At 70.5% G+C, this 23,969-nt stretch carries 23 protein-coding genes; 8 read left to right on the forward strand and 15 right to left on the reverse strand.

What is annotated here, in order from left to right:
• Positions 1-13 precede the first annotated feature (13 nt).
• Positions 14-541 (forward strand): hypothetical protein, encoded by a 528-nt coding sequence (locus tag EFK50_RS03760; RefSeq protein WP_123226201.1) that lies wholly within the window; start codon positions 14-16, stop codon positions 539-541.
• Positions 538-960: a ferritin-like domain-containing protein gene (locus EFK50_RS03765; protein WP_123226202.1), complete on the forward strand. Its 423-nt coding sequence runs from the start codon at positions 538-540 to the stop codon at positions 958-960. Before EFK50_RS03760 ends, EFK50_RS03765 begins: the two co-directional genes overlap by 4 nt.
• A 47-nt stretch (positions 961-1,007) precedes the next feature.
• On the opposite strand, the gene EFK50_RS03770 is transcribed toward EFK50_RS03765, so the two are convergent.
• Positions 1,008-1,733, reverse strand: coding sequence for an HAD family hydrolase (locus tag EFK50_RS03770; protein ID WP_123226203.1), 726 nt, complete (start codon positions 1,731-1,733; stop codon positions 1,008-1,010).
• Between the two features lie 70 nt (positions 1,734-1,803).
• Complete coding sequence (locus EFK50_RS03775) at positions 1,804-3,585, reverse strand: proline--tRNA ligase (protein ID WP_123226204.1); 1,782 nt, start codon at positions 3,583-3,585, stop codon at positions 1,804-1,806.
• 93 nt (positions 3,586-3,678) lie between these two features.
• On the opposite strand from EFK50_RS03775, the gene EFK50_RS03780 reads away from it, so the two are divergent.
• Positions 3,679-4,575: a hypothetical protein gene (locus EFK50_RS03780; RefSeq protein WP_148046044.1), complete on the forward strand. Its 897-nt coding sequence runs from the start codon at positions 3,679-3,681 to the stop codon at positions 4,573-4,575.
• 3 nt (positions 4,576-4,578) lie between these two features.
• Here the strand turns inward: EFK50_RS03780 and EFK50_RS03785 are convergent, their stop codons facing one another.
• Positions 4,579-4,947 (reverse strand): DoxX family protein, encoded by a 369-nt coding sequence (locus tag EFK50_RS03785; protein WP_123226206.1) that lies wholly within the window; start codon positions 4,945-4,947, stop codon positions 4,579-4,581.
• 27 nt (positions 4,948-4,974) lie between these two features.
• Positions 4,975-5,853, reverse strand: a complete 879-nt coding sequence (locus EFK50_RS03790; protein ID WP_246004022.1) for a GNAT family N-acetyltransferase — start codon at positions 5,851-5,853, stop codon at positions 4,975-4,977.
• A gap of 98 nt (positions 5,854-5,951) precedes the next feature.
• Here EFK50_RS03790 and EFK50_RS03795 point away from each other — a divergent pair, with 98 nt between their 5' ends.
• Positions 5,952-6,656 carry a hypothetical protein gene (locus EFK50_RS03795; protein ID WP_123226207.1) on the forward strand — a complete coding sequence of 235 codons (705 nt, stop codon included), beginning with the start codon at positions 5,952-5,954 and terminating at the stop codon, positions 6,654-6,656.
• Here the strand turns inward: EFK50_RS03795 and ispG are convergent.
• The 4 genes from ispG to EFK50_RS03815 are packed head-to-tail and all read right to left on the reverse strand — an operon-like array spanning position 6,653 to position 11,750.
• Positions 6,653-7,804 (reverse strand): flavodoxin-dependent (E)-4-hydroxy-3-methylbut-2-enyl-diphosphate synthase, encoded by a 1,152-nt coding sequence (gene ispG, locus EFK50_RS03800; RefSeq protein WP_123226208.1) that lies wholly within the window; start codon positions 7,802-7,804, stop codon positions 6,653-6,655. The two genes, EFK50_RS03795 and ispG, sit on opposite strands and share 4 nt — an antisense overlap.
• 29 nt (positions 7,805-7,833) lie before the next feature.
• Positions 7,834-9,129: a M50 family metallopeptidase gene (locus EFK50_RS03805; RefSeq protein ID WP_123226209.1), complete on the reverse strand. Its 1,296-nt coding sequence runs from the start codon at positions 9,127-9,129 to the stop codon at positions 7,834-7,836.
• Positions 9,129-10,247, reverse strand: a complete 1,119-nt coding sequence (locus EFK50_RS03810; protein WP_123226210.1) for a 1-deoxy-D-xylulose-5-phosphate reductoisomerase — start codon at positions 10,245-10,247, stop codon at positions 9,129-9,131. The genes EFK50_RS03805 and EFK50_RS03810 overlap by 1 nt, the downstream gene beginning before the upstream one ends.
• Before the next feature lie 36 nt (positions 10,248-10,283).
• A complete protein-coding gene (locus tag EFK50_RS03815; RefSeq protein WP_123226607.1) occupies positions 10,284-11,750 on the reverse strand; it encodes an NAD-dependent succinate-semialdehyde dehydrogenase in 1,467 nt (488 codons plus the stop codon).
• Positions 11,751-11,773: 23 nt separating this feature from the next.
• On the opposite strand from EFK50_RS03815, the gene EFK50_RS03820 reads away from it, so the two are divergent.
• Positions 11,774-12,628 (forward strand): ABC transporter substrate-binding protein, encoded by an 855-nt coding sequence (locus EFK50_RS03820; RefSeq protein WP_123226211.1) that lies wholly within the window; start codon positions 11,774-11,776, stop codon positions 12,626-12,628.
• Positions 12,629-12,768: 140 nt separating this feature from the next.
• Positions 12,769-13,629, forward strand: a complete 861-nt coding sequence (locus tag EFK50_RS03825; RefSeq protein WP_123226212.1) for a serine protein kinase RIO — start codon at positions 12,769-12,771, stop codon at positions 13,627-13,629.
• 90 nt (positions 13,630-13,719) lie between these two features.
• Here the strand turns inward: EFK50_RS03825 and EFK50_RS03830 are convergent, their stop codons facing one another.
• Positions 13,720-14,907, reverse strand: a complete 1,188-nt coding sequence (locus tag EFK50_RS03830; RefSeq protein ID WP_123226213.1) for a glycosyltransferase family 4 protein — start codon at positions 14,905-14,907, stop codon at positions 13,720-13,722.
• A gap of 96 nt (positions 14,908-15,003) precedes the next feature.
• Between EFK50_RS03830 and EFK50_RS03835 the strand changes: the two genes are divergently transcribed.
• Positions 15,004-16,104: an LOG family protein gene (locus EFK50_RS03835; protein ID WP_123226214.1), complete on the forward strand. Its 1,101-nt coding sequence runs from the start codon at positions 15,004-15,006 to the stop codon at positions 16,102-16,104.
• Here EFK50_RS03835 and EFK50_RS03840 read toward each other — a convergent pair.
• Positions 15,994-17,106, reverse strand: a complete 1,113-nt coding sequence (locus tag EFK50_RS03840; RefSeq protein WP_123226215.1) for an adenylate/guanylate cyclase domain-containing protein — start codon at positions 17,104-17,106, stop codon at positions 15,994-15,996. The two genes, EFK50_RS03835 and EFK50_RS03840, sit on opposite strands and share 111 nt — an antisense overlap.
• Positions 17,093-17,521, reverse strand: coding sequence for a cyclic nucleotide-binding domain-containing protein (locus EFK50_RS03845; RefSeq protein WP_123226216.1), 429 nt, complete (start codon positions 17,519-17,521; stop codon positions 17,093-17,095). Before EFK50_RS03845 ends, EFK50_RS03840 begins: the two co-directional genes overlap by 14 nt.
• A gap of 150 nt (positions 17,522-17,671) precedes the next feature.
• Here EFK50_RS03845 and EFK50_RS03850 point away from each other — a divergent pair, with 150 nt between their 5' ends.
• Positions 17,672-19,534 (forward strand): TIGR03767 family metallophosphoesterase, encoded by a 1,863-nt coding sequence (locus EFK50_RS03850; RefSeq protein WP_221177258.1) that lies wholly within the window; start codon positions 17,672-17,674, stop codon positions 19,532-19,534.
• A 91-nt stretch (positions 19,535-19,625) separates the two neighbouring features.
• Here EFK50_RS03850 and EFK50_RS03855 read toward each other — a convergent pair whose 3' ends face one another.
• The 4 genes from EFK50_RS03855 to EFK50_RS03870 all read right to left on the reverse strand — a co-directional run bounded on the left by EFK50_RS03855 (position 19,626) and on the right by EFK50_RS03870 (position 23,946).
• Positions 19,626-20,939 (reverse strand): RICIN domain-containing protein, encoded by a 1,314-nt coding sequence (locus tag EFK50_RS03855; protein WP_123226218.1) that lies wholly within the window; start codon positions 20,937-20,939, stop codon positions 19,626-19,628.
• Positions 20,940-21,022: 83 nt separating this feature from the next.
• Positions 21,023-22,144, reverse strand: a complete 1,122-nt coding sequence (gene rlmN, locus EFK50_RS03860) for a dual-specificity RNA methyltransferase RlmN (RefSeq protein WP_123226219.1) — start codon at positions 22,142-22,144, stop codon at positions 21,023-21,025.
• A 39-nt stretch (positions 22,145-22,183) separates the two neighbouring features.
• Positions 22,184-23,020 carry an META domain-containing protein gene (locus tag EFK50_RS03865; RefSeq protein WP_123226220.1) on the reverse strand — a complete coding sequence of 279 codons (837 nt, stop codon included), beginning with the start codon at positions 23,018-23,020 and terminating at the stop codon, positions 22,184-22,186.
• 47 nt (positions 23,021-23,067) lie between these two features.
• Positions 23,068-23,946 carry a phosphatidate cytidylyltransferase gene (locus tag EFK50_RS03870; RefSeq protein ID WP_123226221.1) on the reverse strand — a complete coding sequence of 293 codons (879 nt, stop codon included), beginning with the start codon at positions 23,944-23,946 and terminating at the stop codon, positions 23,068-23,070.
• Positions 23,947-23,969 lie beyond the last annotated feature (23 nt).

The raw sequence follows: 23,969 nt of genomic DNA on the forward strand, positions 1-23,969 counted from the left end.
TACGATGCGCCTGATGAGCCCGACTCCCCCGCACCCCGATCGGCGCGCGTTCCTGCTGCTCGGTGCAGGCGCGGCCGCCGCGCTGGTGACCGGCTGCGGGCTGAACAACCCGTTCGACACCTCCACCACCCCGGCTGCGGAGGCCGTCCGGAACCTCGCTCCCGATGTCGCGGCGGCGGTCACGGCCGTCGGTCGGCTACGGACCAACCAGGCCAATCTGGACGCCGCCCGTGCGGCACACCCGGCGCTGACCAAGCGACTCTCGGGGCTCACCGACCTCTACCGGGCGCACCTGGAGGCGCTGGTCGCGGCGGTGCCCGACGGCGTCGACACGACCCCCGCCACGGCGCCGCGACCGGTCCCCGCCGGACGCGCTGCCGCGCTGGCCCTGGTCGGCAAGGACGCCGCCGCCGTCCAGGTCGGGCTCGTCGACCTCGCCGTCCAGGCCCGGAGCGGACCGTTCGCCCGACTGCTCGGCAGCATGTCCGCCGGACTCGCCCAGCAGGTCGTCCTCCTCCAGCGCACCCCGGTGGCCCGATGACGCCCCTGGAGGCGCTGCAGGCGACGCTGGCGGCCGAGCACGCGGCGGTGTACCTCACCGGCGTCCTCGGCGCCCAGGCGTCGCAGTCCCGCCAGCCGGTGCTGTACGCCGCGCTCACCTCCGCCTACCGGGCGCACCGCAGGAACCGGGACCACCTCACCGTGGCGATCACGACCGCGGGCGGCGTACCGGTCGCGGCAGCGGTTGCCTACGAGCTGCCGCCGGCGATGTCGAACGCCTCGGAATTGAACGATGCGGCGCTCCAATTGGAGCGCCGCATCGCGGAGACCTATGGCCAACTCGTCGAGAACACCGCCGGCGCAGAACGCCGATGGGCCCTTGTCGCTCTCACCGAGTCGGCCACCAGGTACTTGGAGTTCCGAGGAACCCCCGAGATGTTCCCCGGCTCCGCTTCTTGATCTTGTCCGGTGCCGCACCGGGAAGGAACTACCGCGCCGGGTCGTGTTCATGCATTGCACAACCGCGCAACAATCCCGGCGATGTCAGCCAGCTCGACGGCAACCGCGTCCGGCACGCCCTCGGTGTGACCGATCTGCTCGGCCGGAATCGCGCTGTGCGGGACGTGGATCGCCTTGAGGCCGGCGTTCTGCGCGCCCCAGACGTCGTCGAAGAGCCGGTCGCCGACGTACACGCAGCGGGCGGGGTCGGTGGCTCCGACCGCCGCCATCGCCAGCTCGAACGCCACCGGCGACGGCTTGGTCACCGCGATCTCGCTGGTGTAGACGTCGCCGTCGATCAGGTCGAGCACCCCGTCGCGACGGAACCAGCCCCGGTGCCACTCGCGCGGCCAGAGCGTGTTGGAGAGCACGCCGATCTTGATCCCGGACTCCTTCAACGAGGTCCACAGCGGTGCCACCTGCGGGTCGGTGAGGGTGTGCGGCTCCCAGAACTCGTAGTACGCCGTCAGCAGCTCGGGATCGTGACCGAGGCCGGCCACCTCGAACAGGTCCTCCACGGTCGCGCTGCGCTGCTCGTCCCGGCTCCAGCCCCAGACCGTGCTGCCGGCCGCGTGCAGCTTGGCCGCGTAGGCGTGCACGTCGTCGTCGGGTGACTCGGTACGGCGGACCGCCTGCGCCAGCGCCAGCGACTCGGCGTGGAAGTCGATGTCGTGCCAGGCGGTGAGGGTGCCGCCCCAGTCGAAGAGGACGGCGTCGATGCCAGGAGTGCTCATCGCGCGAACCTACCGGCGCGACCCCGCACCCGGCACCTGGGTTTCGCGGTGCCCGGCGCGGCGGGTCGACTCAGCCCCGGACGAGCCCGATCAGGTACGACGCGGCCTCGCCGACGGCGATCTCGGTCCGATCCCCGCTCCGCCGGTCCTTGACCTCCACCGATCCGTCGGCCAGCCCGCGCCCGACGGTGACGATCGTCGGGACGCCGATCAGCTCGGCGTCCTTGAACTTCACCCCGGGGCTGACCTTGCCGGCCCGGTCGTCGTAGAGCACGTCGAGGCCGGCGGCACTCAGCTCGTCGGCGAGGGCCTGGGCGGCCGTGAAGATCCCGTCCTCCTTGCCGGCGGCGACGATGTGCACGTCGGCGGGCGCGATCTCGCGCGGCCAGACCAGGCCGAGCTCGTCGTTGTTGCCCTCCGCGATCGCGGCCACCGCGCGGGAGACGCCGATGCCGTAGGAGCCCATCGTGACGACGACCAGCTTGCCGTTCTCGTCGAGGACCTTGAGATCCAGAGCCTCGGCGTACTTGCGGCCGAGCTGGAAGATGTGGCCCATCTCGATCCCGCGGGCGGACTCCAGGGTCCCGTCGCGGCCCTCGACGGCGCAGACCGGGCAGGCGTCGCCGTCCCGGACCTCGGCGGCCTCGATGGTGCCGTCGGGGGTGAAGTCGCGACCGGCGACCAGGTCGATCACGTGGCTGCCGTCGACGTTCGCGCCGGTCACCCAGCGGGTGCCCTCGGAGACCCGGGCGTCGACGAGGTAGCGGATGCCCGAGGCGGACTTCTCCCCCAGCGCGGCGGGGCCGATGTACCCCTTGACGAGCTCGGGGTGCTTCCTGAGCTCGGCGTCGTCCATCGCCTCGACCTCGATCGGCTCGAGCTGGCCCTCCAGGCGCTTCTGGTCGACCTCGCGATCGCCGGGCAGGCCGATCGCGAGCGGCTCCCGGGTGCCGTCGGGGTGCTTGAGGACGACGAGGACGTTCTTCAGGGTGTCGCCGGCGGCCCACGGGCGGTCGGCCCGCGGGAACGCCTCGTTGAGGTGGTCGACCAGGGTGTCGATGGTGGGGGTGCCGGGGGTGGCCTCGGCGTGCGCGGCCGGGGCGTCGTCGTACGCGATCGCGGGCGGGGTGGGGACTTCGACGGCCTCGACGTTCGCGGCGTAGTCGCAGGTCGTGCAGCTGACGTAGGTGTCCTCGCCCACCTCGGCCTTGGCCAGGAACTCCTCGGACTTCGAGCCGCCCATCGCGCCCGCGGTCGCCTTCACGATCACGTAGTCGAACCCGAGCCGGTCGAACGTCTTGATGTAGGCCGCACGGTGGGCGGCGTAGGAGGCGTCCAGGCCGGCGTCGGTGGTGTCGAAGGAGTAGGAGTCCTTCATCACGAACTCGCGCCCGCGCAGGATGCCGGCCCGCGGCCTCGCCTCGTCGCGGTACTTGGTCTGGACCTGGTACAGCCAGACCGGCAGGTCCTTGTAGGACGAGTACATGTCCTTCACCACGAGGGTGAACATCTCCTCGTGGGTCGGCCCGAGGAGGTAGTCACCGTCCTTGCGGTCCTTGAGCCGGAAGATCCCGTCGCCGTAGTCGGTCCACCGCCCGGTCGCCTCGTAGGGCTCGCGCGGCAGCAGCGCCGGGAACTGCAGCTCCTGGGCGCCCATCTCGTTCATCTCGTCGCGGATGATGCCCTCGACGTTGCGCAGCACCCGCAGGCCGAGCGGCAGCCAGGTGTAGATGCCCGGCGCGGCACGACGGACGTAGCCGGCGCGGACGAGCAGCCGGTGGCTCGGCACCTCGGCGTCGGCGGGGTCGTCACGCAAGGTCCGAACGAACAGGGACGACATCTTCAAGATCATGGGGATGAGGCTATCTGCGTGGCGGGGTGGGGCGCGAAGCGGTTACTGGTCGAGCTGCCTCACCGGAACAGACCCTGGTGGCATCATCGCGTCATGCACTCTCAGCTCCGGGTCCGTGCCGCGGCAGTCGTAGCGGCTGCGGCTGCGCTCACCGGCTGCAGCGAAGTCGACCCTCCGGATCCCGATCGAGGGAGGATCAGCAACGGGGCGTGGGCGTCGGCGCACACCCAGGTGTTGAACCTGACCTCGGCCTCGTACCGGTTGCGTGCGGAGAACCGGCATTGCACGTATCCCGATTCGGACACGTGCGGATCGGCGCCCGTCGTCATAAGCGAGCACGGGTACTTCACCACTGACCCAGCCAGCCTTGACAGCGAGCAACTGGTCGAGAAGCCACCAGCTCCGGGCGATTTCGACATCGACATGCGCATGGGGTTCCGCCAGCTCGCCGACGGATCCTCCTACTTCCAAAGCGATCTCACCGACGGGACGAGCAGCTGCTGGGCGTCCGATGCAGCACCCATGGTGGAAATGTTCAGCGCAAGGTTCCGCGCAAGTCTTGAAGTCTTGCGCACTTCTGCGGTGCTGAGCGATCGGCCGGCGAAGTCGACACGCTCGACCATCAGGGGCCGCACCGTTGCCCTCGCCGCGCTAAGGGTCCTGGGAGTGGAGGAATACCGTGACGAGCAGGACCTCGTCACCGAGGAGACCAGAAAGGAACTGTCGGCCCGTACGGTTCCGCTGACGCTGTACCTGAACGCTGATGGATCACCTGGCGGGTTCGAGCTCAGCGGCCGAGACGTTGCCGCCAGCCTTGCACCGGAGCGAGGTATCGACGCCTCGACTGCGTACGTCGTGAGGGCGCAGAACGCAGATGCGACCTTCACGATCGGAGACCTGAATCGGACGTTCTCGGTCAAGCGACCGGCAGAGGAGACGCTCCTCCCCGAGGACCCGGTCGACGCCGACCACTGCCCCGGGAGTCGATGACCGTCAGCTTCGCCCCGCCCGCAACGCCGCCCGGATCATCGGGAGCTGCAACGGCAGCCGCCCGTACGCCGCCGCCTTGAACGGCACGTTCTTGGACCTCGACGCGTCGACGGCCATCTTCACGTTGCCCGGGAAGACTCCTGCCAGCAGAGCGGCACTGGCCAGCCCGGCGAGCTTGCGGGTGGGCGGGAACAACATCCCGGCCGCGCAGGCGAGCTCAGCGATCCCGGAGTAGATGATCACCTCGCGGTGCATCGGCACCCAGTCCGGCATCAGCGGCTCGAACACCTCGGGCTTGACCAGGTGGACGGTGCCGGACGCGAGGAAGCCGGCGACGACGATCTTGGCGTCACGACGCAACGGTGCAGTCATGCCGCCACCCTAGCCACGGGTCCAACCTCAGAACATCAACGTCGAGAAGGTCGCCGTCTGGCTGAAGCCCACCTTCGCGTACGCCGCCCGCGCGGGCGCGTTGTGCGCGTTGACGTAGAGCGAGACCGCGGGCGCGATCTCGGCGAGCGCGTAGGCCACGACGGCGGCCATCCCGGACGCACCCACCCCGCGACCGCGGTGCTCCGGATCGACGTACACGCCCTGGACCTGGCACGCGAGCGGCGAGGCGCAGGCGATCTCGGCCTTGAACACCACCTTGCCGCCCTCGATCCGGGAGAACGACCAGCCCTTGTTGACCAGCTGGGTGACTCGCGCCCGGTAGAGGTTCCGGCCGCCGTCGGCCTCGGGCGAGACCCCGACCTCCTCGGTGTACATCGCGACGCAGGCCGGGTACAGCGTGTCGACCTCCTCGGGCGTCGTACGGCGCACGCCCGGGTCCGCAGCCACCAGCGGCGGCGTCGAGATCACCAGGTGCGGCTGGTCCCAGCGCTCGTCGCGGGCGGGCCCCCAGGCGTCGGCGAGGTCGCGCCACAACCAGCGCACCGACTCGGCAGGGCCGACGATCGTCGAGGAGAGCCGGCGTTGGCTCAGCGCCCGCTCGGCGAACGCGGCGCAGGCGTTCTCGCCGGCCTGGACCGGCACCAGGTTCGCGCCGACGTGGCACAGCGAGACCAGCGCGCTGTCCTCGATGTACCCCCACATCTGGCCGCCGAGCCAGCGCTGGTCCAGCTGGGTGATCCGGCTGCGGTAGTCCGCGAAGACGTTCGTGACCGGGTCGGCCTCCAGCACCGCCAGCGCCGCCGGCAGGTCCGCCGGGCCGAGGACGCGGACGACCCCCGGACGCGTCTGCGTCCGGTCGGCGTCCGGGCCTGGGGAGACGATCACGTCGTGAGCCTAAAGGTTCCTCGCCGGTAGGCGTAGAGGCCCGCGATTCGGTCCTCCGAACACCCACCCGCGACACCGCCGACCGCTACCGTTGCCCCATGCCTCGTCCGCCGCTGGTCGCCGCCTCCGCGCTGGCGCTCGCGCTGACCTTCGGGGTCGGTGCCTGCAGCGCGGACGAGGACCCGCCTCAGGCGAAGACCTCCGCGCTGGAGCAGTGCCACGACCAGTGGGGCGAGGTCGCCGAGAGTGTCGTCGGCCTCGACACCGACCCGAACCCCTCGGCGCTGGCGAGCCGGTGGACGAGCGTGGTCGCAACGGTCGACTACTACCGGAACACGAAGACGGCGAAGGACTGCGAGACCCAGGTCGAGTCGCAGGTCAAGGCAATCACCCTGCTGCGCCAGTTCAGCGAGAAGCTCCGCCCCTACGACATGGCCTACCAGCTCGACCGGGTGAGCGCGTCGATCGACCTGTACCTGCACGAGCCGCTGCCGAAGCCTGCCCGCAACGAGAACGGCAAGCTGGTCAAGCCGCCGACGAAGGCCGTCGTCACTGCCGCGATCGGGACGCTCACCGCGCACGCGACGAACGCGAACGGCGAGCTGCAACCCGGCTGGGGCCAGCTCGCCTCGGTCGAGCTCACCGACGCGACCGCCGTCAAGACCGCCCTCGACGACCTCGACTTCCTGGCCCAGGACAGCCCGAGCTGGCGCCAGTGCGAGGCGGCGCTGCAGGTGCTCGTCGCCGCCGTACGGGCGCAGGAGGGCAGTGTCGGCGGTTCGACGCCGACCCCGACTCCCTAGGAGACGGTGACCTCGGCGGAGGCGCCCTCGACGGGTTCCATCTCCTCGGCCAGTCGCATGGCCTCCTCGATCAGGGTCTCCACGATCATCGACTCGGGCACCGTCTTGATGACCTCGCCCTTGACGAAGATCTGACCCTTGCCGTTGCCCGACGCGACACCCAGGTCCGCCTCACGGGCCTCGCCGGGTCCGTTCACGACGCAGCCCATCACGGCCACCCGCAGCGGGACCTCCATCCCCTCCAGACCGGCGGTGACCCGCTCGGCGAGGGTGTAGACGTCGACCTGGGCGCGACCGCAGGACGGGCAGGAGACGATCTCGAGCTTGCGCGGACGCAGGTTCAGCGACTGCAGGATCTGGATGCCGACCTTGACCTCTTCGACCGGCGGCGCGCTCAGGGACACCCGGATGGTGTCGCCGATGCCCTGCGAGAGCAGCGCGCCGAACGCGGTGGCGGACTTGATCGTGCCCTGGAACGCCGGGCCGGCCTCGGTCACGCCGAGGTGCAGCGGCCAGTCCCCCGCCTCGGCGAGCAGCTCGTAGGCGCGGACCATCACGACCGGGTCGTTGTGCTTGACCGAGATCTTGAAGTCGCGGAAGCCGTGCTCCTCGAAGAGCGACGCCTCCCACTTCGCGGACTCGACCAGCGCCTCGGGCGTCGCCTTGCCGTACTTGGCGAGCAGCCGCGGGTCGAGTGAGCCGGCGTTGACGCCGATCCGGATCGAGGTGCCGTGGTCGGTGGCCGCGGCGGCGATCTCCTTGATCTGGTCGTCGAACTTCTTGATGTTGCCCGGGTTGACCCGGACGGCGGCGCACCCGGCCTCGATCGCCGCGAAGACGTACTTCGGCTGGAAGTGGATGTCGGCGATCACCGGGATCTGCGAGTGCTTCGCGATCTCCGGCAGCGCCTCGGCGTCGTCCTGGGACGGACAGGCGACCCGGACGATGTCGCAGCCGGTGGCGGTCAGCTCGGCGATCTGCTGCAGCGTCGCGTTCACGTCCGAGGTCAGCGTGGTCGTCATCGACTGCACCGAGACCGGCGACTCGCTGCCGACGCCGACCTTGCCGACCTTGATCTGGCGCGTCGTACGGCGCGGAGCCAGGACCGGCGGCGGTGCTGCGGGCATGCCGAGGGAGACCGATGTCATGGGACCAGCCTACCGGCGCTCGGGAAGGCTCAGAGACCGGTGTTGACCGGGACGATCAGGTCGGCGACGACCAGCAGCGCCGTCATCAGCAGCAGCAGCCCCGCGACGACGTACGTCACCGGCAGCAGCTTCGCGACGTCGAAGTGCCCGGGGTCGCGGCGACCGAAGAGCCGGGCGAAGCCGCGTCGTACCGCCTCGTAGAGGGCGCCCGCGATGTGCCCGCCGTCGAGCGGCAGCAGCGGCACGAAGTTGAACATGCCGACGAACAGGTTGACGCTGGCCAGGATCGAGACCAGCAGAGTGACCCGGGTGCCCGCGTCGAGGCGGTCGTCCGAGGTCACCTCGCCGGCGAAGCGGCTCACGCCGAGCACGCTCTGGGGGCTCTCCGGGTCGCGGTCCTGCTGGCCGACCACGGCCTTGGCGACGCCCCACAGCTTCTGCGGGAGCTGGCCCAGCGCCTGCACGGTCTGGCCGGTGTAGTCCCCCATCTGCTGGAGGGTGAAGATCGGACCCTTGGAGACGTTCTCGGCGAGCGGACTGATGCCGAGGTAGCCGACGTCGACGGTCTTGGTCGAGTCGCCCGACGTGGGCACCGTGTTCAGCAGCGTCGTCGCCGTCAGGGTGAGCCGCTCGCCGTCCCGGATGACGTCGATCGCGACCTTCTGCTCCGGGGTCGCCCGGATCAGCTTCTGCAACTGGTCGTAGGAGGTGATCCGGGTGCCGTTGAAGCCGACGATCTCGTCGCCGACCTTCATGCCCGCCAGCTTGCTCGGAGCGACCGGGTCGCTCGTCGTGCACTTCGGCGCCGGCTTGTCCGGCAGCACCGCGACCACGCAGTCCGGGATCGTGGCGACCTTGGTGGTCGTCTCGGAGACCCCGTGGAACCAGAACACGGCACCGAACAGGAAGAACGCGATCACCAGGTTCACCGTGGGGCCACCGGCCATCACGATGACCTTCTTCCACCAGGGCAGCCGGTAGAACATCCGGTGCTCGTCACCGGGACGCACCAGCTCGGCCTCGGCGGCCCGGGCGTCGGAGATCAGCCGCCCGAAGGTGCTGTCCTTGGCCGGGGTCGACGGGTCGCTCGGGGGGAGCATCCCGACGAGCTTGACGAAACCGCCGAGCGGGAACGCCTTGACGCCGTACTCGGTGTCACCGCGCTTGGTCGACCACAGGGTCTTCCCGAAGCCGACGAAGAACTGCGGAACCCGGACGCCGAAGCGCTTCGCGGGCAGCATGTGGCCGCACTCGTGCAAGGCGATCGAGATGGCCAGGCCGACCACGATCACCAGCACGCCGAGCACGTACAACAGCACGGTCATCAATTCTTCTCCAGCAGACGGGCGACCTCGCGGCGAGCCCAGGCGTCGGCCTCGAGCACGTCTTCGACGGTGAGGTTCGTTCCCGACGAGCGTACGTCGTTCCCGGTCGAACCGCCTGCCCGAAGATCAAGAATTGCCCCAATTGTGTCCACGATGCCGAGAAACGGCAGCCGCCCCGCGCGGAACGCTGCGACGCACTCCTCGTTGGCGGCGTTGTAGACCGCCGGTGCGGTGCCGCCGGCGGTGCCGGCCGCACGGGCCAGCCGGACCGACGGGAACGCCTCGTCGTCGAGCGGGAAGAACTCCCAGGTCTGGGCGCTGGTCCAGTCGACCGCCGGCGCCACGTCGTCGAGACGGTCCGGCCAGGCCATCCCGAGCGCGATCGGGATCAGCATCGTCGGCGGCGAGGCCTGCGCAATCGTCGACCCGTCGACGAACTCGACCATCGAGTGCACCACCGAGGTGGGGTGCACGACCACGTCGATCCGGTCGAACGGGATCCCGAAGAGCAGGTGCGCCTCGATCACCTCCAGGCCCTTGTTGACCAGGGTCGCGGAGTTGATCGTGACCACCGGTCCCATGTCCCAGGTCGGGTGGTTCAGCGCCTCGTCGACCGAGACCGACGCGAGGTCGGCCCGGGTGCGGCCGCGGAACGGTCCCCCGCTCGCGGTCAGCACCAACCTGCGGACCTCGGCGGCCGACCCGGAGCGCAGGCACTGGGCGAGCGCGCTGTGCTCGCTGTCGACCGGCACGATCTGGCCCGGCCGTGCCCGCGAGGTCACCGCCGAGCCGCCCATGATCAGCGACTCCTTGTTGGCCAGCGCCAGGGTGTTGCCGGCGTCCAGGGCCGCGACGGTCGGACGCAGGCCGACGGCCCCGGTGATCCCGTTGAGGACGACGTCGACCTCCAGCGAGGCCGCCTCGACCGAGGCGCTCTCCCCCAACCCGCAGAATCCGGGGGCGAACTCGGCCACCTGCGCGTCGTACAGGTCCCGGTTCGAGCCACCGGCCGTCAACCCCACCACCCGGAACCGATCCGGGTTGGCCCGTACGACGTCCAGCGCCTGAGTCCCGATCGATCCGGTCGAACCCAGGATCACTACATCGCGTCTGCTCACCGGAGCATTCTTCCAAACCCCGAAAGGCGAGGCGGACTAGGCGGGGAAGGCGACGTACTTGGTCTCCAGGTACTCCGCGATCCCCTCGTTGCCGCCCTCCCGGCCGGTCCCGGACTGCTTGACGCCTCCGAACGGCGCGCCGGCGTTCGAGACGATGCCCTGGTTGAGGCCGATCATCCCGGTCTCCAGTGCCTCGCAGACCTTGAAGGCCCGGCCGAGGTCGCGGGTGAACACGTAGGCGACCAGCCCGTACTCGGTGCGGTTGGCCGCCGCGATCGCCTCCTCGTCGGTCGCGAAAGTGGCGATCGGGGCGACCGGGCCGAAGATCTCCTCGTTCAGCACCTGCGCCTCGGCCGGTACGCCGGTGAGCACGGTCGGGGCGTAGAAGTAGCCGGCGCCGTCGCCCTTCGTCCCGCCAGTGACCACGGTCGCACCGCGGGCCACCGCGTCGTCGACGAGCTCGGCGACCTTGTCGCGCTGGACGGCGTCGATCAGCGGCCCGACGTCGGTGCCGGCCTCGGTGCCCCGGCCGACGGCGAGAGCGCCCATCCGGGCGGCGAGCTTCGCGGCGAACTCCTCGGCCACCGACTCGTGCACGTGGAACCGGTTGGCCGACGTGCAGGCCTCGCCCATGTTCCGCATCTTGGCCAGCATCGCGCCGTCGACCGCGGCGTCCAGGTCCGCATCGGCGAAGACCAGGAACGGAGCGTTGCCGCCGAGCTCCATCGAGACCTTGAGCACCTGGTCGGCGGCCTGCGCGATCAGCTTCTTGCCGACCTCGGTGGAACCGGTGAAGGAGAGCTTGCGCAGGCGCGGGTCGCCGATGATCGGTTCCGAGACCGCCGACGAGCTGGTCGCGGTGATCACGTTGAGGACCCCTGGCGGCAGACCGCACTCCTCGAGCACCTTCGCCAGCGCGAGCATCGACAGCGGGGTCTGCTGCGCCGGCTTGACCACCATCGTGCACCCGGCCGCGATCGCCGGACCGATCTTCCGGGTCCCCATCGCGTTCGGGAAATTCCACGGCGTGATGAAGTAGCAGGGACCGACCGGCTGCCGCATCACCAGCACCCGGCTGGCTCCGTTGCCGCTGGTCTTGTAGTAGCCGTCGAGCCGCAGCGCCTCGCCGGAGAACCAGCGGAAGAACTCAGCCGCGTACGCGAGCTCGCCCCGGGACTCGGCGAGCGCCTTGCCCATCTCCAGCGTCATCAGCAGCGCCAGCTCCTCGGACCGCTCGCCGAGTGCCAGGAAGGCGCGGTGCAGGATCTCGGAGCGCTCGTTCGGCGGGGTCGCGGCCCAGCCCGGCTGCGCGGCGACCGCGGCGTCGAGCGCGGCGCGGGCGTCGTCGGGCGTGGCATCGGCGATCTCGCAGAGGGTCAGGCCGGTGGCCGGATCCTCGACGCCGAAGGTCGCTCCGCCGGAGGCGTCGCGCCACTCCCCGGCGATCAGCAGCTGCTTCGGTACGGCGCTCAGGACGGACTGCTCGGTGGGCACACTGGTCATGCTGATCACCTTAGAGTCGTCGTGTGCGCATCGTCAGCCTGCTCCCGTCGACCACCGAGATCCTGTTCGCGATCGGTGCCGGTGGCGACGTGGTCGGCGTGACCTTCGAGTGCGACTTCCCCGCCGAGGCGCGGTCCCGCAGGATCGTCTCGACCTCGGCGATGCCCGAGGGCCTGACCCCGGCGGAGATCGACGCGTTCGTGGTCGCCGCGATGGCCCGGGGCGACGACCTCTACCACCTCGACGCGGGCGCGCTGCGCGGCCTGGACGCCGACCTGGTGGTGACCCAGGACCTCTGCGCCGTCTGCGCGGTGGACGTCTCGGTCGTCGACGAGGCGCTCGCCCACCTCGGCTGCACGGCGGACGTGCTCACCATCGACCCGTACACCCTGGGCGAGGTCTTCGACTCGATCGAGACCCTCGGCGCCGCGACCGGCCACCTCGGCGAGGCCCGGGCCCTCGTCCTCGACCAGCGCGCCCGGCTCGACGCGGTGGCGGCCCGGATCGCCGGGCGGAGCAGGCCCCGGGTGATGTTCCTGGAGTGGACCGACCCGCCGTTCGCTCCGGGGCACTGGATCCCGGAGATGATCCGGCTGGCCGGCGGCGAGCCGCTGCTCGCCACCCCCGGCGCGAAGTCCGAGCGGGTGACCTGGGAGCAGGTGCACGAGGCCGCTCCCGAGGTCGTGATCGTCGCGCCGTGCGGGTACGACCGGGCCGGCTCCGCCGCGCTGGCCGACGCCCTGGTGGCGACCGGGGTGCTTCCCGCCGGCGTCCCGGTGCACGCCGTCGACGCCAACGCCTCCTGGGCACGACCGGGGACGCGGCTCGTGGACGGCGTCGAGGAGCTCGCGACCCTGCTGCACCGTAGCCGCGAATAACCCGTTGCCCCGCCGCGGCCGGTCCGTCACCATGGTGCTGCGGCTGATCGGTCGCCCCGTACTCCGGAGAAGGGAGCGTGACATGTACGTCGCTGTTGTCGGCCTGCCCGCCGCCCCTTCCCTTTCTTCCCGGAGTACTCATGACTACGCACGATCCGGCGTCTCCCGACGCTGACTTCTCCACCCTCGACCCGGCCTTCGAGTTCGACTACGTCGCGATCGACGATCCGACCGACGGCGGCCGGTTCACCCGGTACTGGGACCTGGAGCCGCTCCAGCGCGGCCCGCAGCCGGTCCCGGACTGGCTCGTCACCGACCGCGCGGCGGTCGAGCACGAGCTCGGCATCCTGAAGACCGGCAAGGAGGCCGAGGTCTTCCTGCTGGAACGGTCGGTCCCGGCGACGGGCGCCTCGTGCGTGCTCGCCGCCAAGCGCTACCGCGGCGAGGACCACCGCGACTTCCACCGCAACGACGGCTACACCCAGGGCCGCCGGGTCCGCGACACCCGCGTCACCCGGGCGATGGCCAAGAAGAGCAGCTTCGGCCGCCAGGTCGCCGCCGGTCAGTGGGCCGGCGCCGAGTGGGAGTCGCTGAAGCGCTGCTACGAGCTCGGGGTTCCGGTCCCCTACCCGGTGCAGATCGACGGCACCGAGATCCTGATGGAGCTGATCACCGTGGACGGCGAGGCCGCGCCGCGGCTGGCGAACACCCGGCCGGAGCGCGCGCTGCTCGAGGACTGGTTCGACCAGCTGCGTTCCGCGATGGTCACGCTGGCCGAGCGCGGGCTCGCCCATGGTGACCTGTCGCCGTACAACATCCTCGCCGCGGGCGAGCGCCTGGTGATCATCGACCTGCCGCAGATGGTCGACGTGGTCGCCAATCCCCAAGGGTCGGAGTTCCTGATGCGCGACTGCCACAACGTCTGCACCTGGTTCGTCCGCCGAGGCCTCGAGGTCGACGAGCACGAGCTCTTCGCCGAGCTCCTCGCCGCCTCCTGGTGACGTTGAGTAGGCCCGTTTGATGCTTGAGTGGGCCCCTTTCGTCTCTCTCGACGGAATCTCGGGCCTACTCAACGTGCAGAACGGGCCTACTCAACCTGCCAGGGGGAGGACGCCGGGTTGTCGGACCAGGCGGAGGTAGTGGTCGAGGAGGGCGTTGTTGACCCCGGCCCAGGTGCGGCCGCGGGTGCCGGCGTACGCCGCTGCCCCCATCCGGGCGCGCAGCCCCGGGCTGGAGACCAGGGCGTCCAGGTGGGCGTACAGGTCGGACCCGTCGCCCGGGGTGAAGAGCAGCCCGTTCTCGCCGGAGCGGACCAGGTCGCGGGGCCCGCCCGCGTCGGGCGCCACCACCGGTACGCCGGACGCGAGCGCCTCCTGCGCCGCCTGGCAGAAGGTCTCGGTGCTGCCGGTGTGCACGAACACGTCGAGCGACGCCACGATCCGGCCCAGGTCCTCGCCGTGCCGCACCCCCAGGAAGTGCGCGTCCGGGAGCAGCGCCCGCAGGCGGCCCTCCTCGGGGCCTCCGCCCACGACGACCAGCCGGTGGCCGGGCAGGTGCTGGATGGCGTGCAGCAGGTCGAGCTCCTTCTCCGCGGCCAGGCGCCCGACGTAGCCGAGCAGCACCTCCCCCGGTTCGGCGCCCACCTCCTCGCGGAGCTGGTCGGTACGACGACCCGGGTGGAACTGCGCGGTGTCGACGCCGCGCGGCCAGAGCACGGTCCGCCCGACGCCGAGCGCCGCGAGCTGCTCGGCGCTGGCCGACGACGGCACCAGGTTCAGGTCGGCAGCGCCGTGGATGCTGGTGGTCAGCCGGCGCATCATCGCGGTCCCACCCGGGAACCGGTAGCGGGCGGCGAACCCGATCAGGTCGGTCTGGTAGACCGCGACGACCGGGATGCCCAGGCTGCGGGCCATCGCGCCGGCGGCACGACCGAGCAGGGCCGGCGAGGCCAGGTGCACCACGTCCGGCTGGAACTCGGCGAAGATCCGGCGCAGCGTGTGCGCCGAGGCCAACCCGATCGGGAAGTCCCGGTAGCTGGGCATCGCGACCGAGGCAACCCGGTGCACCCGCGCTCCGGCGTACTCGTCGGGGCCGGAGGGCGCCAGCACCAGGACCTGGTGCGGAGTGGGCTCGAGGTGCTCGAGGACCCGCCGTACCGAGTTGGTCACGCCGTTGACCTGGGGCAGGAACGACTCGGTGACGACCAGGATCCGCAGCCCGGAGACCGGGTGGGCGGGGGTGATGGATCGACGGGCCAGGGTGCTTCCCAGGGCGCTCATGTCTCTGACGGTAGGAATCGTCCGGCAACGTCAGGGAATCTGCGGCCCTCAGGTCGGTGAACGTCGGATGTCGAGCCGGCACGCTAATTTCGTCGGGTGCACCTCAACGAGATCGAGAGCCTCGACGCGTTCGACCAGGCGATCGCCGACGGCCTGAGCTCGCTACGGGGCTGGCACCTGCAGTCGGTCGACCTCCGCGAGCGCGCGCACGAGCTCTCCCGGATCGGCGTCGGCGGAGGGGTCTTCCTGGGCTGCCGCCTCGCGGAGGGTGACGTTGCCGGCGGCGAGGAGGACGTCCGCCGTCGCGGCGGGCTGCTCTTCCCGACGGTGCCGGACGTGCCGTTCGACCCGTACCGCGGCGCGCTGTACTCCCCCGACGACCTGTACGACGGCCTCCCCGACGGCTACCCCGGTACGCCGGACGCCGTCGCCTACGCCTGGTCCCGGGCACCGCGCACCCTGGACCGGACCCTCGCCGCGGCGCTGCACGACCACGCGATCGACGATGCCCTCGCCGATGTCACCGACCCGGCCGGCACCGTCGGCGTCCTCGGCGGTCACGCCCTGCGCCGCGACCAGCCGGGCTACCGCGCAGCCGCGGGTCTCGGCCGCGCCCTTGCCGGACGGTTCACGGTCGCGACCGGCGGCGGACCGGGCGCGATGGAGGCGGCCAACCTGGGCGCCTGGATGTCCGGGCGCCCCGAGGACGAGCTCGACGCCGCCGTACGGGTGCTGGCGGAGGCACCGGAGTTCACTGATGTCGACAGCTGGGCCGGAGCCGCGTTCGAGGTGCGCCGGCGCTGGCCCGACGGCGTCGTGTCGCTCGGCATCCCGACCTGGTTCTACGGCCACGAGCCGCCGAACGCGATGGCGTCGAGGATCGCGAAGTACTTCAGCAACGCCACCCGCGAGGACGTGCTGCTGAAGGTCTGCCAGGGCGGGCTGGTCTTCCTGCCGGGGGCGGCCGGCACCGTCCAGGAGATCTTCCAGGCGGCGTGCGCCAACTACTACGCGCAGCCGACGTCGGTGGTGCCGATGGTGCTGGTCGGCCGCGAGCACTGGACCGAGCAGGTCGGCGCCTGGGACCTACTCGCCGGCCTCGGCAGCGGGCGTCCGTTCGGTGCGAGCCTGCATCTCGTCGACAGCCCGGAGGAGGTCCTGCCCCTTCTCGTGCAGGACCGCGGCGACCGGGGGTAGGTCGCCCTCGTCCAGCGGGCGCCGCAGGGCCCACGGCTCCAGCCGGCGGTACCCCTTCACCGAGGCACGCCGCGTCCGGCGCAGCTTGAAGTCCGGATCACCCTCGATCGCCTCGGCCAGCTCCTTGTCGATCAGCACCCGTCCGGGACGGGCGATCGAGGTGAGCCGGGACGCGATGTTCACGGTCGGCCCGAACACGTCGCCGAGCCGGTTCAGCACGGGACCCCAGCCGACTCCGACCCGGAGCTGCGGGAAGTCCTCGTCGACGAGGTGCTCCTCGACCAGCTCGAGCGCGATGTGCGCGGCGTCGGCGGCGGCGTCCGCGGCGAACAGGATCTCGTCGCCGATGGTCTTGATGATCCGGCCCTGGTGGCTGGTGATGATGGCCAGCGCCCGGGCCTCGAAGTGGTCGACCAGGCGGGCCAGCTCGGTCTGGCTCAGCGAGCGCGTCTGCCGGGTGTAGCCGACGATGTCGGCGAAGCCGATCGCGGTCGCGATCTCGTCGCCGGCGTCCTCGGCGGGCGGTGCGAGCAGCATCCGGGAGGCGGCGCTGAGCGTGTGCCGGCGCCAGATGTAGTTCTGCACCTCCTCGATCACCGGGGTGACCTCGTCCATCACCGCGGTCAGCCCGGGGCCGTCCAGCCCGGACGGGTCGATCGACCGGGCCAGCATCGTGATCTGCCACTCCGCGAGCCGGGCGAAGCTCCGGCCGAGGGTGCGGATCAGGGCGGCCTCGTCCTCGGTCTGGATCAGGCCGAGGTCGTGCATCCGCTGGGTGAGCCGCATCGCCTGGAGGTCGGCCTCGGTGAACGCGACCTCGTCGTCCCCGACCGCGGTGAAGCCGAGCGAGCGCCAGCGCAGCCGGGCCAGCTCCATCGGGATGCCGATCTCGGCGGCGATCTGTGCGCCGGTCATCGTCGGGTGGCTGCCGAGCAGGTGCAGCTCGAGGAGCTCGAAGATCTCCTGGGGGTCAAGCGGGGGCTTCTCCTCAGGAGGAGGCACTGTCCCCGCCCTGGTCGTTGCTCAGCCGCTCCGCCGTGGTGCCCCGGATCGCCGTACCGAACGCCGGGACGTCGACCAGCAGCTGCTCCAGCGCCTCGCGGGTGAAGTGGATGACCTCGAGCGGGGTCAGGCTGACCACGCTGGCCGTCCGGAGCTTGTGCTCGACCACGGCGATCTCGCCGATCACGTCTCCGGGACCGAGCCGGGCGATCTCGGTGCCGCCCTTGCGGACCGACACCTCGCCGTCGACGATCAGGTAGGCCTTGTCCGCGGGGGTGGACTCCGAGATGAGCGCCCAGTCGGCCGGCAGGTGGATGTGCCGCCCGGCCGAGATCACGGCGATCAGCTCCGGGTCCGAGAGCGACTCGAGCCGGTTGATCGAGGCGAGCTTGCCGGTGTCGGGGGCGTCAGTCATCGTCCTGCTCCTCGTGATGCCGGCACGCTGCCGGCTGGTGGGCAATCCTCCCGGATCGCACCGGGGGTGTCCACCGGTCTACCCGAAAGTAACAAGCACCTCCTCAGGACGTGACCCGAGCCACATCCGGTCGTTGTGACCAGCATGGAGATGTCCCGACGCAATGTGCTGCGCGGAGCCGCAGTCGTGGGCGGCACCGCAGCCGCCACCCCCGTGCTGTTCTCGCTGAGCCAGGCGGCCGTGGCCGCCGGCGCCGCGAGCACCACCCTGGCCCGTACCTACGGTCCGGGAGCCCCGAACGCCAAGGGCTACTCGAAGATGGTCCAGAACCCGGGCGAGGCGCACACCGTCCGCACCGGGCTCGGTGCCGAGGCGGGTGCCGGCCGGGCCGCGTGCCGGACGCCGCTGCTGGCGTTCGCCCAGTTCAGCGACATCCACGTCGTCGACCACCAGTCCCCCGGCCGGGTCGAGTGGCTGGACCGGTTCGAGGACCCGAACAGCCTCGGCCTGGTCCCCGGACTGCTCTCCTCGTCGTACCGGCCGCACGAGATGCTCACGGCGCAGACCGCGGACGCGATGGTGCGCGCGGTCAACGAGGTGGCGACCGGCCCGGTCACCAACCTGCCGCTCGGCTTCATGATCGAGACCGGCGACAACTCGGACAACTGCCAGAAGAACGAGATCCGCTGGAACATCGACATCCTCGACGGCAAGGTGGTCCGTCCGGACAGCGGCAACTTCAACAAGTACGAGGGGGTCATGGACAACAACCCGCTGTACTACGACACCCACTACTGGCACCCGGAGGGCACCCCCGGCGCGAAGAAGGACGACAAGCTCCGCGCCAACAGCGGCTTCCCCGCGGTGCCCGGCCTGCTGACCGCGGCCCGGCAGCCGTTCACCGCCGAGGGCCTCGACATCCCCTGGTACACCGTGTTCGGCAACCACGACGGCCTGATCCAGGGCAACTTCCCGAACGCCACCACCCAGCTCGACCTGCTCTCCCGCGGCGCCGTCAAGGTGATCACGGTGCCGCCGGGCCTCAGCCAGTCCGACGTCCTGAACGCGGTCGCGAAGCAGGACATCGGTGAGCTGCTGAGCAGCATCAACCTGCTGCCCGGCGCCCGCCTGGTGACCCCGGACCCGGCCCGGAAGAACCTGTCGCGCAAGGAGGTCATCAACGAGTACTTCAACACCTCCAGCCTCCCGGTCGGCCACGGGTACACCACCGCCAACAAGACCAACGGCACGGCGTACTACTACTTCGACCAGCCCGGCTTCCGGTTCATCGCGATGGACTCGGTGAACCCGAACGGGTACGCCGACGGCTCGCTGGACCAGGCGCAGTTCGCCTGGCTGAAGGCCACCATCGCCTCGGCGACCGGGCGCGCGGTGATCGTGTTCAGCCACCACACCAGCAGCACGATGAGCAACCCGCTGGTGCTCACCGGCCTGGACCCGAGCCTGCGCACCCTGGGCCCCGCGGTCACCAGCTACCTGCTCTCCCAGCCGCGGGTGATCGCCTGGGTCAACGGCCACACCCACGTCAACAAGATCACCCCGCACGTCCGGGCGGACAACTCCGGCGGGTTCTGGGAGATCAACACGGCCTCGCACATCGACTTCCCGCAGCAGGCCCGCCTGATCGAGGTCGTCGACAACAAGGACGACACGATGTCGATCTTCACCACGATCGTCGACCACGCCGGTGCGGTCGACTACGCCGGCGACCTGTCGTCGACGGTCGGACTCGCAGGCCTGGCTCGCGAGCTGTCGGCCAACGACCCGCAGAACGACCGGGCAGCCCACGCCGGTACGCCGGACGACCGCAACACCGAGCTGCTGCTGCCGACCCCGGTGGAGCTCCGCGGCGCCCTCTGCGCGCCGCCGGCCCCGCTGCAGGCACCGGCCGAGTCCTCGATGGGTCTCGGCGCCGTGGCCGCCCTCGCCGGCGGCGCCGTCGCCGCCAAGGTGATCAGCCGCCGCGACGAGGCCCAGAAGGTCGACGCCTAGCAGAAGACCTCGCTCGGTCGGTCGCCCTCCCGCGGCCGGCCGAGCGTTCTGCTTCCCGCTGACCCGCGCGAGGCACCAGGCGGGTCCGGCCCTACTTGTACCCGTTCGCCGCGAGAGCCTCGTGGATCACCCAGCCGGACTTGCCCGGCCGGTCCCTGTAGTACTGGACGTGCTGGGCCTTGGACCCCCAGGCCGTGCTCCAGGCACTGGCAGCGCCGGCGTTGCAGACGCCGTCGCTCGACTGGCAGATCGTCGCCACCTTGCTGCTCGCCGCCTTGAGGAACTTGTCGTAGGACGGAGCGAGATCCTCGCAGTCCCGGCTGCAGCTGTTGTAGGCGCGCATGAACTCGAGGAGCGCACCGCTCTTCGAGAGGGTGGTGCCGAAGCGCTCGACGCGGCCGACCTCTCTCTTGGACAGGTTGCTCCCGCGCCGCGTCGGATCGGCGATCAGGCCCACGGCGGCAACCCGGGCCCGTGAAGCGGAGTTGAGGCTCGCCACGCCCTCCCTGATGACGTGCGACCCCTGGCTGTAGCCGATGATCGCGTACCTGGTTCCCGTCCCGCACTTGGACGTCAGGTGGTGCACCTGCTTCTTCAGGTCCGCCGCGCCGGCGTCGACGCTGTCGAGGTACTTCCCCACGTCGCTGCTGAGGTACGCCGGATAGGTGATCGCCTTGTAGCGGTAGCTGCCGGTTCGCCCGATACGACGGACCGCGTCCCGTGACGCGAGCGACACGTTGTCACCGAACCCGGAGATCACCCCGCTGCGCTGCCCCTCGTTCGAGCCACGGACACCGATGACCACCAGGTTCGGGCAGGTCGCCGTCGAGTACCACATCCGGGACGAGGTCCTCGCCACCTTGAACTGCTGGGAGGCGATGCCGTTGCACGTGTAGATCTGGAGTTGAACAGCCGACTTCCTAGAGGCTCCTGGAACATCCAGGCACTTCTTGGTCGCGTGCCGGGGCACCAGCTTCATGTACCCGTTGCCCAGGTTGTAGATCTTCCACTGCTGCTGGTAGCCGGTCGCCTTCACCAGCGTCTCCACCTTGGTGCCGTTGCTCTTTCCGGCCTGCCAGACGTTGAGGTACTGCGTCGATGCCGAGTCCGACAACTTGGTCACGATCCGGTAGTAGCCGTTGCCTGCCGAGCGGAACCCGAATTGCTGGGACACGGTGCCGTTCGAACTGTACTGCTGAACGGCGGTGCCATTGCCCAGGCGTGCGTTCCGGACGTCCACCCGCAACCCGGTGTTGGTCCTCGGCGTCAACTTGTACCAGGTGGAGGACGACGTGGACGGTGACCACGTCGCCGCAGCGGCAGACGAGCCCAGGGCCACGAGGGCGCCGGCGCCGGTCAACGCCAGGGTGAGTGCGAGAAGAGCGACGGTCAGCAGTCGATTCACGGCAGATCCTTGTCGACGGAGGGCGGACGCACGCTATCAAAGCGGTGCGAGCCCGAGCGAGCTTCAGGAAGCCCGAGTTCAGGTCACTCGGTCGCGGCCAGCTGCCCGCAGGCCCCGTCGATCTCGCTGCCCCGGGTGTCGCGCACCGTCGTCGAGATGCCCTTCGCCTCCAGGCGTCGTACGAACTCGCGCTCGTCGGCCGGGTCGGACGCGGTCCACTTCGAGCCGGGCGTCGGGTTCAGCGGGATCAGGTTGACGTGCACCCAGCCCCAGTCGCCGTACCCGTTCAGCACGTCGGCCAGCAGGTCCGCGCGCCAGGCCTGGTCGTTGATCCCGCGCATCATCGCGTACTCGATCGAGACCCGGCGCTTGGTGACGTTCGCGTAGTTCCAGGCGGCCTCGACGGTCTCGCCGACCTTCCAGCGAGTGTTGATCGGCACCAGCTCGTCGCGGAGCTCGTCGTCGGGGGCGTGCAGGCTCAGCGCCAAGGTGACCGGGATGCCCTCGGTCGCCAGCTGCCGGATCCGCGGCACCAGGCCGACGGTGCTCACGGTGATCCCGCGGGCCGACATGCCGAGGCCGTCGGGCGCCTTGTCGGTGAGCCGTCGTACGGCGCCGATCACGGCGTTGTAGTTGGCCATCGGCTCGCCCATGCCCATGAAGACCACGTTGGAGACCCGGCCCGGTCCGCCGGGGACCTCGCCGCGGGCCAGCGACCTCGCACCGGCGACGACCTGCTCGACGATCTCGGCGGTGGACATGTTCCGCTGCAGGCCGCCCTGGCCGGTGGCGCAGAACGGGCACGCCATCCCGCAACCGGCCTGGCTGGAAACGCACATCGTGGTCCGGCCCGGGTAGCGCATCAGCACCGACTCGACCAGGGAGCCGTCGAAGAGCTTCCAGAGCGTCTTGCGGGTGGTGCCCTTGTCGGCCTCCATCACCCGCAGCGGGGTCATCAGCTCGGGCAGCAGCCCGGAGACCAGCTCGCTGCGCTGGGCGGCCGGGAGGTCGGTCATCTCGGCGGGGTCGTCGACCAGCCGCTCGAAGTAGTGGGTGGAGAGCTGCTTGGCCCGGAACCCGGGCAGACCGAGCTCCTCCAGGCGTGCCTTCCGCTCCGCCGGGGTGAGGTCGGCGAGGTGGCGCGGCGGCTTGCCGCGGCCTTTCGGCTCCTCGAAGACGAGGGGAAGGGTCTTGATCGGGTCCATGACCGGTCGATTCTCCCACCGCGCGGTGGGATCACCGAATCAGTCGGCCTTCGGCCTCTCCACCGCCCGGAACGTGAGCGCCCGGTCGCCGCGGGTGACCGTCAGCGACCGCTCCTCGATCGAGTAGGTCGTCGCGCCGCGCAGCACCTCGTGGATCGCGTCCTGGACCTCTTCCTGACCCCGGCCGATGCACGCCACCAGGGTCGTGGACCGGTCGCCCCAGACGATCCGGTCGCCGTCCACCGCGGCCGGGCCGCTGCCGCTGTTGCAGCTGTCGTCGACCAGCGCCTCCCCCGCCTCGGTGATCCGGAAGGACGCCTTCAGGCCCTCGGGGACAGAGCTGGCGGACTCCCCGGAGACGATGCCGTCCAGCACCCACTCGGTCCCGACCAGCGGCTTGTCCGGGGACACCGACGCCCGGTCCGCCAGCGCGAGTACGACGACGCCCGAGATCAGCGCGGCGTCCTTCCCGGTGGTGAACTGGACCGGCTTGTCGAACAATCCGGCCACCCAGGTGTCCTGGGCCATCAACGGCGCCGCGCAGCCCATCTCCGTCGTCGCCAGGTCGGTCACGGTCATCCGGGTGCCCTCCAGGCGGAAGGTGCCGCTCATCGTGTTGCAACCGGCCGTGACGATCAGCCGGTCGCCGTCCAGCCGCAGCCGGATCTCGCTGCCCTTGACCAGGTCCCGCGGCACGCCCTTGTCGGTGACCCCGGTGACGACGTACGTCGCGTGGTGGCCGTTGGGCAGCAGCCCCGGGTCCAGCGCATCCGGGCCGCCCCGGGCCGAGGGGTCGTCCTGGTCCCCGCATCCGACCAGGACGATCGACAGGCAGGCGAGCAGGACGGAGAACACGGTGAACCGCGGGTTCCTCATGCCGGTACGACGCCGCCCGGGCCGAACCGGTTCCCTCCCGGGCGCGATCAGGTGAAGACGCAGTAGTGCAGCAGCAGCCAGATCGGGGCGATCGTGGCGAGCAGCGAGTCCAGCCGGTCCATCAGGCCGCCGTGACCGGGGATGATCTGGCTCATGTCCTTGATGCCGAGGTCGCGCTTCATCACCGACTCGACCAGGTCGCCGAGGGTCGCCATCACGACGGCGATCAGGCCGAGCGCCACGCCCACCCAGAGGTCGCCGTCGAGCCAGGCCACCAGGCCGATCCCGGCACCGACGCAGGCGATCGCCGAACCGGCGAAGCCCTCCCAGGACTTCTTCGGGGAGATCACCGGGGCCATCGGGTGCTTCCCGAAGAGCACCCCGGCGATGTAGCCGCCGATGTCGCTGGCGATCGTCACCCCGATGAACGCGACGATGCCCTTGACCCCGTCGTCGAGGTGGTCGGTGGTCGTCCAGTCGCCGCCCTCGGCGAGCATCAGGGCCACGAACGACCCGAGGAACGGCACGTAGATCAGGGTGAACACCGCCGCGGAGGCGTTCTGCACGAAGCCCTCGACGCCGCGGCGCAGCAGCCACAGCATCACCACCAGCGCCGTCACCGCGGTCGCGGTCACCAGCGCCGGCGCACCCCAGAAGTAGGCCACCGCGACCATCACCGCGCCGCCGACCATCAGCGGCTGCTCGGGGATGTCGATCTGCTTGGCCAGCAGTCCGCGGTGCAGCTCCCAGATCGCGACCACCACGGCCGTGGCGACCACCAGCATGAACGCGCTCTTGAAGAAGAACAGCGAGCCGGCGATCACGGACAGCAGGACGACGGCCGAGCCGATGGCCGCGGGCAGGTTGCGGCCGGCGCGGCCGTGGTCCTGCGGCGGCGCGGGCGAATCCGCTGCGGGTGAGGTCATCGTGGTGAGTACGAGGTCGTCAG

It is taken from the genome of Nocardioides marmoriginsengisoli, assembly GCF_003725695.1.
Lineage (GTDB): Bacteria > Actinomycetota > Actinomycetes > Propionibacteriales > Nocardioidaceae > Marmoricola > Marmoricola marmoriginsengisoli.

Coding starts and splice junctions, on each gene's coding strand:
- EFK50_RS03760 (WP_123226201.1), top strand. CDS start 14: ATGAGCCCGACTCCCCCGCACCCCGATCGGCGCGCGTTCCTGCTGCTC.
- EFK50_RS03765 (WP_123226202.1), top strand. CDS start 538: ATGACGCCCCTGGAGGCGCTGCAGGCGACGCTGGCGGCCGAGCACGCG.
- EFK50_RS03770 (WP_123226203.1), bottom strand. CDS start 1,733: ATGAGCACTCCTGGCATCGACGCCGTCCTCTTCGACTGGGGCGGCACC.
- EFK50_RS03775 (WP_123226204.1), bottom strand. CDS start 3,585: ATGATCTTGAAGATGTCGTCCCTGTTCGTTCGGACCTTGCGTGACGAC.
- EFK50_RS03780 (WP_148046044.1), top strand. CDS start 3,679: ATGCACTCTCAGCTCCGGGTCCGTGCCGCGGCAGTCGTAGCGGCTGCG.
- EFK50_RS03785 (WP_123226206.1), bottom strand. CDS start 4,947: ATGACTGCACCGTTGCGTCGTGACGCCAAGATCGTCGTCGCCGGCTTC.
- EFK50_RS03795 (WP_123226207.1), top strand. CDS start 5,952: ATGCCTCGTCCGCCGCTGGTCGCCGCCTCCGCGCTGGCGCTCGCGCTG.
- ispG (WP_123226208.1), bottom strand. CDS start 7,804: ATGACATCGGTCTCCCTCGGCATGCCCGCAGCACCGCCGCCGGTCCTG.
- EFK50_RS03805 (WP_123226209.1), bottom strand. CDS start 9,129: ATGACCGTGCTGTTGTACGTGCTCGGCGTGCTGGTGATCGTGGTCGGC.
- EFK50_RS03815 (WP_123226607.1), bottom strand. CDS start 11,750: ATGACCAGTGTGCCCACCGAGCAGTCCGTCCTGAGCGCCGTACCGAAG.
- EFK50_RS03825 (WP_123226212.1), top strand. CDS start 12,769: ATGACTACGCACGATCCGGCGTCTCCCGACGCTGACTTCTCCACCCTC.
- EFK50_RS03830 (WP_123226213.1), bottom strand. CDS start 14,907: ATGAGCGCCCTGGGAAGCACCCTGGCCCGTCGATCCATCACCCCCGCC.
- EFK50_RS03845 (WP_123226216.1), bottom strand. CDS start 17,521: ATGACTGACGCCCCCGACACCGGCAAGCTCGCCTCGATCAACCGGCTC.
- EFK50_RS03850 (WP_221177258.1), top strand. CDS start 17,672: ATGTCCCGACGCAATGTGCTGCGCGGAGCCGCAGTCGTGGGCGGCACC.
- rlmN (WP_123226219.1), bottom strand. CDS start 22,144: ATGGACCCGATCAAGACCCTTCCCCTCGTCTTCGAGGAGCCGAAAGGC.
- EFK50_RS03865 (WP_123226220.1), bottom strand. CDS start 23,020: ATGAGGAACCCGCGGTTCACCGTGTTCTCCGTCCTGCTCGCCTGCCTG.
- EFK50_RS03870 (WP_123226221.1), bottom strand. CDS start 23,946: ATGACCTCACCCGCAGCGGATTCGCCCGCGCCGCCGCAGGACCACGGC.